Here is a 4,211-nt window from a genome sequence, read left to right on the forward strand (position 1 = left end):
CTCCCTTCTCCCTTGTGGGAGAATGTGGCCGCGCCCACGGGTCTTGCCTCCCGAGGACAGCTTCGCGAGGTCGGATGAGAGGTGTCCAGCTTGGTACCGACGGCGTTCCGGCCAGCACCCCTCAACCGTTTTGGCGCTGCGCGCCAATCCACCTTCTCCCACAAGAAGGGGAGAAGGGAAGAGCCGCACCAGTGCGCGCCAATATCCTGGCGCATTGCCGCCGGCCATTCGCCGCGCTATCTCAGGCGACCCTGTCTGCCCAGGCGACTCTGTCTGCCTAAGGCGACCTTTTGCCGGAGCTCCCATGTCTGAAATCGTCACCGCCGCCATGCTCGTCATCGGTGATGAGATTCTGTCCGGGCGCACCAAGGACAAGAATATCGGCCATCTCGCCGAAATCATGACGGCGATCGGCATCGACCTGAAGGAGGTGCGCATCGTTCCCGACGAGGACGACGAGATCGTCGCCGCGGTGAACGCCCTACGTGCCCGCTACACCTATGTCTTCACGACCGGCGGCATCGGCCCCACGCATGACGACATCACCGCGGACGCGATCGCCAAGGCCTTTGGCGTGCCCTGCGAATACGACGCCAAGGCCTATGCGATGCTGGAAGCGAGCTACGCCGCGCGCGGCATCGAATACACCGAGGCGCGCAAGCGCATGGCGCGGATGCCGCGTGGTGCCGACCATATCGACAATCCAGTGTCCATCGCGCCCGGCTTTCGCATCGGCAACGTCCATGTCATGGCCGGCGTGCCGTCGATTTTCCAGGCGATGCTCGACAATGTGGTGCCGACGCTGAAGGCCGGCACCAGAATGCTCTCGGCCACGGTGCACTGTCCGTTCGGCGAAGGCCTGGTCGGCGGACCGCTCGGCGATATCCAGAAGGCGCATCCGGATACGATCATCGGGTCCTACCCGAAATATGGCGACGGCAAGTTCTGGACCGAGCTGGTCGTCCGTGCCCGCAGCCAGGAGGCGCTGAACGCCGCCCACGCCGATGTCGAGGCGATGGTCGCAGGCCTCGCCAGCGCGGCCAGCTGATCTAAAGCGCGTCGCGTCTGAGAGGTTTCATGCGACGCGCTTTAGGTTCTTTTTTATGCATGTCGTTATCCCAAAACCGCTGCGCAGTTTTGGGCGACATGCATTAGCCGGAACCAAGCATGATGATGTAACGTTTCATGCGGGCGAGTTCCGATCGCCGTAAATTGAGGGGTTACCATGCGATTCAAGACCATCGTTGCTATACTGCAGAACGAACAGGACGCGGTGCGCGTGCTCGAATGCGCCATTCCGCTTGCCGACAGGTTCCAGAGCCATCTCATCGGCATTCATGCCGAAGCGCTTCCCGTCCCCTACACCTCGGCCACCGGCTTTCCGGACACCGAGTTCCTGCAGGTTTCGGCCGACATGAACAAGGAGCGTGCTGAAAAATTGCAGGCGGTTTTCCTCAGGCATGTCGACGATTCCGGCCTGTCCTTCGAGTGGCGCAGCCTCGAGAGCTTTTCCGGAGACAGCGCGCTGACCGGCATCCCAACCGTCCGCACTGCGGACTTGATCATCGCCGCGCAGCGCGAGTCGGGCGGCGACCCGAGCGCCGATGTCGACACGCTGGTCTACGACGCCGGCCGGCCGGTGCTGGTCGTGCCGCATTCAGGCCCGCTCGTCACCAGCTTCAAGCATGTGCTGCTCGCCTGGAACGGCAGCAAGGAAGCCGCTCGCGCCGCCTTCGATGCTCTGCCCTTCATCATCGATGCCGAGAAGACTGATATTGTCGTCATTGATCCGCCGGATACGCTCGACGAGGCTCCGGAGGCGGCCGGCGCCGAAATCGCCGCTGCCCTGTCCAGGCATGGCGCCACCGTCAGCGTCTCGGTGCTGCAATCGGGCGGCCACTCGGTCGACGACGTGATCCAGACCAGGGTTGCCGAAACCGGCGCCGACCTGCTCGTGCTCGGCGCCTACAGCCATTCCTGGCTGCGCCAGCTTCTGTTCGGCGGGGTCACGCGCACGGTGCTGCGCACGTTGCCGGTGGCAGCTTTCCTGTCACGGTAAGTCCACAAAGGGTACCTCCACAGGGGCGAGGCCATAGGGATCGCCGGCCGCCGCCCTTGCCAAGGCCAAGGCTTTTCAGTTAATTCCGCGCGCATTCCTTCAAGTGTTTGCGCGCGGTTTTCGCGCGCTGCGGAGTGCATGCAAAAATGTCCCTTCCCGAAAAGGCCTTTCCCGTCTCCTGGGATCAGTTCCACCGCGACGCGCGTGCGCTTGCCTGGCGGCTTGCCGGTGCCAACAAAGGCCAGTGGAAGGCGATCGTCTGCATCACGCGCGGCGGCTTGGTTCCGGCCGCCATCATCTCGCGTGAACTCGGCATCCGGGTCATCGAGACGGTTTGCGTCGCCTCCTATCACGACTACGCCAGCCAGGGGCAGCTGCAGGTGCTGAAGGAGGTCACGCCGGCACTGCTCGCCGATGACGGCGCCGGCGTGCTGATCATCGACGACCTCACCGATACCGGCAAGACCGCGGGCATCGTGCGCGCCATGATGCCCAAGGCGCATTTCGCCACCGTCTACGCCAAGCCGAAAGGCAGGCCGCTGGTCGACACCTTCGTCACCGAGGTAAGCCAGGACACCTGGATCTATTTTCCGTGGGATATGGGCTTCACCTACCAGAAGCCGATCGCCGACGATCACGTCGGCTGATTCGCGGCAACTGCTTTTTCTCCCGGAACATGCCGGCGAGCATTGCTTGCCGGCGAGCACTTCTTGAAAGAGTGCCGCGGCGCACGATATTTCCTGAATGGACGCCTGTTGGTGTGGTTAACCACTCCGTATGAGGTTTTTTACTTTTATTGCTCATGATTAGCCGTAAGATTCGCGAGACGGCAGATGATTCTGGAGGCTGGGGCAAGCTTCTCCGATGTTGACGAGGCCAGCAACGCACAACCATTTGGCCGAAAGGGTTCAGCGGCTCTTCGGCACAGCGCCGTGCCGCCTGCAGGTTGCAGCGTTGCCCTGGCGCGATACCAGGCATGGCGTCGAGATCATGCTGATCACCAGCCGCGATACCGGTCGCTGGGTGCTTCCCAAGGGCTGGCCTGAGGCCAAGGAACTGCTTTGCGAAGCGGCGGCGCGCGAGGCTGGCGAGGAAGCCGGACTGCGCGGCACGATCTCCCACCATGAAGCCGGCCGCTACTTCTATGCCAAGGCATTGGCTTCCGGCGAGGAAGTGCCTTGCGAAGTTCTGGTATTTCCGCTGCAGGTCGACAAGATCGCCGACCGGTGGAAGGAAAAGCGGTCGCGCATCCGCAAATGGGTCAGCCCCGCCGAGGCCGTGCGCATGGTCAACGAGCCGGACCTTGGTCAGATCATCACCTATTTCTGCGCTGACCCGCACCAGTTCTCCTGAGCAAGACTAGGCGCACCGGCCAAAGCTGCGCACCTGTCGCATCACCGGCGATGCTCTTTGGCGAAGAGAATCGATTTGACCACCACGGCTTTGGCGTGCGTTGTCATCACGGTCGATGGCCTGGACGTGGGACAAAATCGAAATCCTCCGCGCCACTTCTATCCCCGTTATCCACATATGTGACACACAAGATGTTGGGGTCACAAAAGCTACGCAAACGAATCCTTGACGGCGCAAAACGAGTCGCCTTTTATGGGCCATGCGCTCCTGTTGAGAGTGCGACCGGAAAGTTCTGAGCCCGGTCTTTTTCCCGGATTATGTGCGTTTTGGCCGCATTTCCGCCTGTCTACGAGGCCAGCGGATGCGTTGGGGTTGTGGGGTCTTTGGGGGCGAAAGGGAAAAATGTCGGACTGGAATAAATTGTCTGTTAACACTATATTTAGCGTTTGCAGGTAGGTTCGGCGCTAGATAGTGTGAGCTTCCCTCGATTGAGGGAGTCGAAAAAAGCTTCAGTTTTGAGGGACCCACAGGGTTCGCCGGCGCGTTGGACAGGTACTTCGCAAGGAGTTTGACCAGCAGGGCGGCGGCGGCTGTGAAAAAGGAGCCGGCCGTTTTCTAACGCCGGCAGGCGGCGGACATGCGCGTTTCGCCAAGGGGGCAGAAATCCCCTTGGAAAAGCGCTATATGTAGACACACAAAGGGATAGGACCAATGCGCATCGAGCGTCGTTTCACCAAGCAAGGGCTAGCAGGTCAAGAAGGGGCGGCTTATGCGGAGATCGAATTCCGCAAGGCGCTTT

Annotated in this window: 4 protein-coding genes; all 4 read left to right on the forward strand. The window is 61.3% G+C overall.

Annotated elements, in window-relative coordinates; translation table 11 throughout:
- Positions 1-304: 304 nt before the first annotated feature.
- The 4 genes from EOA85_RS29080 (at position 305) to EOA85_RS29095 (ending at position 3,412) form a co-directional block, all read left to right on the forward strand.
- Positions 305-1,048, forward strand: coding sequence for a competence/damage-inducible protein A (locus EOA85_RS29080; protein ID WP_127212055.1), 744 nt, complete (start codon positions 305-307; stop codon positions 1,046-1,048).
- 177 nt (positions 1,049-1,225) lie between these two features.
- Entirely contained in the window at positions 1,226-2,059 is an 834-nt protein-coding gene (locus tag EOA85_RS29085) for a universal stress protein (protein WP_127212056.1), read from the forward strand.
- 146 nt (positions 2,060-2,205) lie between these two features.
- Positions 2,206-2,706, forward strand: a complete 501-nt coding sequence (gene gpt / locus EOA85_RS29090; RefSeq protein WP_029353723.1) for a xanthine phosphoribosyltransferase — start codon at positions 2,206-2,208, stop codon at positions 2,704-2,706.
- Positions 2,707-2,923: 217 nt separating this feature from the next.
- Positions 2,924-3,412, forward strand: a complete 489-nt coding sequence (locus EOA85_RS29095) for an NUDIX hydrolase (RefSeq protein WP_127212057.1) — start codon at positions 2,924-2,926, stop codon at positions 3,410-3,412.
- Positions 3,413-4,211: the final 799 nt, after the last annotated feature.

The sequence above is a fragment of the Mesorhizobium sp. M5C.F.Ca.IN.020.29.1.1 genome (genome assembly GCF_003997375.1).
Lineage (GTDB): Bacteria > Pseudomonadota > Alphaproteobacteria > Rhizobiales > Rhizobiaceae > Mesorhizobium > Mesorhizobium wenxiniae.